This is a genomic window from Mesorhizobium sp. M8A.F.Ca.ET.207.01.1.1 (assembly GCF_004794715.1).
In the GTDB taxonomy this organism is placed as follows: Bacteria; Pseudomonadota; Alphaproteobacteria; order Rhizobiales; family Rhizobiaceae; genus Mesorhizobium.
Genome location: NZ_SRUS01000593.1, coordinates 1 through 261, shown reverse-complemented (window position 1 = coordinate 261; position 261 = coordinate 1). Strand labels below are relative to the sequence as shown.

Sequence of the window (261 nt, the reverse complement as noted above, 5' to 3'; positions counted from 1 at the left end):
GTGCTCGGCGTCCTGCCGAAAAGCGTGCGCATCGTGGAAGGCGAGATGCTGATCGAAGGCGAGGACCTCGGCCGCCTCGATGCGAAGGCGCGGCGGGCCCTGATCGGCGCGCGCACGGCGCTGATCCCGCAGGATCCGCTCACCGCGCTCAATCCGTCGCGCCGCATCGGCCCGCAGACGACCGACAGGCTGGTACGCATCCTCGGCTGGAGCGGCGAGAGGGCCGACAAGCGCATCCGGCAATTGCTCGACGAGGTGCAT

General features: G+C 69.7%; 1 pseudogene. It reads left to right on the top strand.

Annotation, left to right across the window (positions count from 1 at the left end):
• Nucleotides 1-261, top strand: a pseudogene (locus EN850_RS35975) (ABC transporter ATP-binding protein); the annotation flags it as partial.